3 protein-coding genes are annotated in these 4,742 nt (G+C 25.1%); all 3 read left to right on the top strand.

Features of this window, described 5'->3' with window-relative positions; all coding sequences use genetic code 11:
- Positions 1-1,446 (top strand): aspartate--tRNA ligase (gene aspS, locus ACERKK_RS11360; protein WP_373773193.1); only part of this gene is annotated, 1,446 nt, incomplete at its 5' end.
- 32 nt (positions 1,447-1,478) lie between these two features.
- Entirely contained in the window at positions 1,479-2,282 is an 804-nt protein-coding gene (locus tag ACERKK_RS11355) for a metal ABC transporter solute-binding protein, Zn/Mn family (RefSeq protein WP_373773192.1), read from the top strand.
- A 105-nt stretch (positions 2,283-2,387) separates the two neighbouring features.
- Positions 2,388-4,742 (top strand): chemotaxis protein CheW (locus ACERKK_RS11350; protein ID WP_373773191.1); only part of this gene is annotated, 2,355 nt, incomplete at its 3' end.

The following is a 4,742-nucleotide window of genomic DNA, read 5'->3' as shown; positions in this document are numbered from 1 at the left end:
GAAAACAAATCTAAACCAATGCCTTTTGATTTAAATGATGATAAAGTTAATGATGAAATTAAATTAAGAAATAGATTCTTAGAATTAAGATCTAAAAAATCTTTTGAAATTTTCCAATTAAGATCTAAAGCTGCTATTCAAGTAAGAAATACTTTAGATGAATTAGGTTTCTTAGATGTTGAAACTCCAATTTTAACAAAATCTACTCCAGAAGGTGCAAGAGATTATTTAGTACCATCAAGAGTTCATGGTGGTGAGTTTTATGCATTACCACAATCTCCTCAATTATTTAAACAATTATTAATGGTATCTGGATTTGATAAATATTTCCAAATTGCTAAATGTTTTAGAGATGAAGATTTAAGAGCTGATAGACAACCTGAATTTACTCAAATAGATGTTGAAATGTCTTTTTGTGATCAAGAAGATGTAATTAAAGTTGCTGAAAAATTAATTTTTGATGTATTCACTAAATGTGGTAAAACAGTACCTGAAACTTTCCCAAGAATGAAATACTTCGATGCAATGGAAAAATACGGTTCAGATAAACCAGATATTAGATTTGATATGCCATTAGTTGATGTTATTGATATTTTTGCTAACTCAACAAACGAAATTTTTGCTGATATCGCAAAAGATAAGAAAAACAACAGAATCAAAGCACTTAAATGTCCAAATGGAGATAATATCTTCTCTAAAAGACAAATGAAAGGTTTTGAAGATTACGTAAGAAAATTTGGAGCTAAAGGTCTTGGTTACTTCCAAATGAAAGAAGATGGTTTAAAAGGTCCTTTAACTAAATTCTTCTCAGAATCTGATTTAGAAGAGATTGTAAAGTTGACTTCTCTTGAAGTTGGTGATGTTGTATTCTTTGGTGCAGGTGATAAAAAGACTGTATGGGATTACATGGGAAGATTTAGATTATTCTTAGCAGAAACTATGGATATTATTCCAGCTGATGCTTATGAGTTCTTATGGGTTGTTGATTTCCCAATGTTTGAAGTTGAAGATGGAAAAACAAAAGCACTTCACCATCCATTTACAATGCCTAAATCATTAGAAGATACTTCAGATTTAGAAGCTATTGAATCAATTGCTTATGATATTGTATTAAATGGTATGGAATTAGGTGGTGGATCAATTAGAATTCATAAAGAAGAAATTCAATCAAAAGTATTTGAACTTATGGGAATTTCACAAGAAGAAGCAAAAGAGAAATTTGGTTTCTTACTTGATGCACTTCAATACGGAGCTCCATCTCATGGTGGTTTTGCTATGGGTCTTGATAGAATGGTTATGCTTCTTGTTGGAACTGATTCAATTAGAGATGTTATTGCATTCCCTAAAACTCAAAAAGCTCAATGTTTATTAACAGGGGCACCATCACCAGTTGATGCTGAACAGTTAAAAGACTTAAGCTTAAGAATTAGAAAAACTGAAATCTAATTAAAAAGTTAATATAAGAAGAAGGAAATAGTATGATTAAAATTGTTTTATTATTGCTATTTCCTTTTTTTCTTTTCTCAAAAAATGTACTACTTGTTTCTTATCCTTTTGAAACATATTTTATAAAACAAATATCAAATGATCTTATTGATTTAACACAAATATCAAATACTTATACTCCCATTGAAAAAGAGTTATCAAATGCAAGTTTAAAAAGATTATCAAAAAGCAAAATATATTTTCATTTTGGTTTAGATTCAGAAAAAAACTATGCAAAGTTATTAAGCGAAATTAATCCTGATTTAAAAATTGTTAATATGAGTTCAGGAATAAAAAAAATAAAAAATGATGATAAAGAGAATCTTTATGTATGGACTGATCCTTTATTGGTTCGTGATATTGCTAAAAATATTTATGAAGAGCTTATTTTAATTGATCCTATGAATAAAAATAATTATTTTAATAATTATAATAGATTTTTAAATAAACTAGATAATGAATTTTTAAAGATTAAAAGGCAACTTTATTCAACAGAACTTTCTGGAATTTTTGTATATGATGAAAACTGGGATTATTTAGCAAAACGATTTAGACTTGATTTATATAAAAAAGAAAAAAGATATATAAAAGCTAATGAAATAAATGAACTTGCAAGTTATACTGTAAAAAACAATATAAAAAAAGTTCTTATTGATAAAAATGATAAAAATGATTTGGTTTATACCTTATCTAATAATACAAATACTCAAATTGTAAGACATGATATCTTTGATAAATCATGGGATAAAAATCTTAGCAACTTTTTTGATTCAATAACAAATACTCCTAATAAATAAAAATTATTATAAAATAGTTTATTAAATATACAAAGAAAAAAAATCTCAATAAAATAAATTGTATATAATTTAACTTAGTTATTATTATTTATACAAGGAATTATTATGCCTCAAACTCTTTTAAATTATAAGGGTATAAATGTTAAAAAAGAATTATATCCAATTATAAAACATATAGAAGATGTTGATAAATATAGAGAAGAATTAGGACGATTAAGCTCTTCATGGGATATCCTAGCATTGCTTGGACAATTAGGAGATATTAATATTGATATTGGAAAAACAAAAGAAAATTTTTTAAATCTAACTTCTACTTTATTAAACCACTTAAGTGAAGAAACTGTAAAAAAAGTATCTGCTGAAATGAAATTTAAATCACAAGTTGTAATAGATGTTCTTATTAGAAATTTATTTGAAAGAACTGCTGATATTGGTTTTTTAGCAACTGATGATGATATTAGATTTTTTATAAACAATTATGTATCAAAATACAATGATGATAGCAATAAATTAAAAGATGCTATGAAACATAGATTTAATGAATATGTAAAAAAGTACTCTGTTTACTTTGATATTGTTTTAACAGATACAAAAGGTAGAATTCTTGTTCGATTAAATGATGAATTTGATATGGAAAAAATTGATCATAATTATTTACAAAAAGTTTTAAATACAAATGAAGATTATGTTGAAGATTATGATTATCATGACTTTTTACCACAGTTTAAAAAATCTCTTGTCTACTCATATAAAGTTACAAAAGAGAATGATTCTACTTCAGAAAGTTTAGGAACATTATCTCTTTGTTTTAGATTTAGAGATGAAATGCAAGGAATTTTTGATAATTTAGTTGATAGTAAAAATAAAGAAGCTTTAACTATTTTAGATAAAGATGGATATGTAATTGCTTCAAGTGATAAAGAACATATTCCTTTAAATGCAAAATTACAGATTGTTTTAAATGACACTTATAAGATTGTATCGTTCCAAGGGCGTGATTACCTAGCTAAAACATCAAAGACTAATGGTTATCAAGGTTTTAATGGTTTAGAACTTTATGGGCATATTATGATTCCTTTAGAGTATGCTTTTTTAAGTAATGAATTAAACACTTATGATGTTAAAGATGAAATTATTGAAGCTATGATGAGAAATGAACAACATTTTTCAAGTGACTTAAAAGAGGTGTTTTCAAAAAGTAATACTATTCAAGAAAATCTTGCAAGAGTTATTTGGAATGGAAATATTTCACAAAGTAAACAAAATTCATCAAATAGAGATTTCTCAAAATCATTATTAAATGAAATTGGTATAACAGGAACTAAAGCAAATGCTTCTTTGATTAATTTAAATCAAACTATTATCTCATCTATTTTAAAAGATAGTGAGTTTTTATCTTCATTAGCTATTGATATTATGGATAGAAACTTATATGAAAGAGCAAATGATTGCAGATGGTGGGCTTTAAATTCATATTTTAGAGAGGCTTTAGATGATTATTCATCAATAAATTTTAAAAAAGAGAAAATATCTTCTATTTTAGAGTATATAAATGATTTATATACTGTATATCCAAATTTGATTTTATTTGATAAAGAGGGAAGAATAATTGCTGTTTCAAATAAAAAAGATGAATATTTAGTTGATAAAGTTCTAACACAAGAGTGGGTTTCTTCTACATTAAGTTTAAAAAATACTTCAAAGTATGCAGTTTCAAAGTTTGAAAAAACATATTTATATGATAATAAATCAACATATATTTATACAAGCGCAATAAGGTCATTAAAAAATGAAAATATTATAAATGGTGGTATTGCAATTGTTTTTGATTCAGAACCTGAATTTAATGCTATGTTAGAAGATACACTACCAAAAGATGAAAATTCAAATAATAAAGAGGGAACATTTGCTTTATTTACAAATAAAAATAAAGAGATTATCTCTTCAACAAATGAAAATCTTCAAATAAATAATATTTTAAATATTGATGATAAGTTTTTTGAGTTAAAAAACAATGAATCTTTTAGTGAAATTATTGAGTTTGAAAATAAATATTATGCTGTTGGGGTACGAGCTTCAAATGGATATAGAGAATACAAAAGCAATTTAGATGATTATAAAAATGATGTTTTTTGTTTTGTATTTATTTGTATTGGTGATGTAATAGGTGAATATACAAGTACTTTAAATAAAAAAGAGTTCTCTTCTACCTCTAAGAAAAAATTTACAGAAGAATCAGTTGAATTAGCAACTTTTTATTTAGGAAATAAATTTTTAGCAGTAAATGCAAAAAATGTAATAAAGTCTATTGCAATAGATAAATTAGAATTATCAATTGATATGAATAAAAATAATCCTTTTAAAGGAATGGTTTTACATAAAGAAAATCTTATTTCAGTTTTAGATATAAGACAATTTGTAAATGAAGAGATTACAGATGAAGAGTTAAGTAATATTGTA

This window comes from Poseidonibacter sp., from assembly GCF_041821165.1.
Classification (GTDB): domain Bacteria; phylum Campylobacterota; class Campylobacteria; order Campylobacterales; family Arcobacteraceae; genus Poseidonibacter.
Note: the sequence above shows the minus strand (reverse complement) of the source record. Positions and strands in the feature narration are given on the sequence as shown.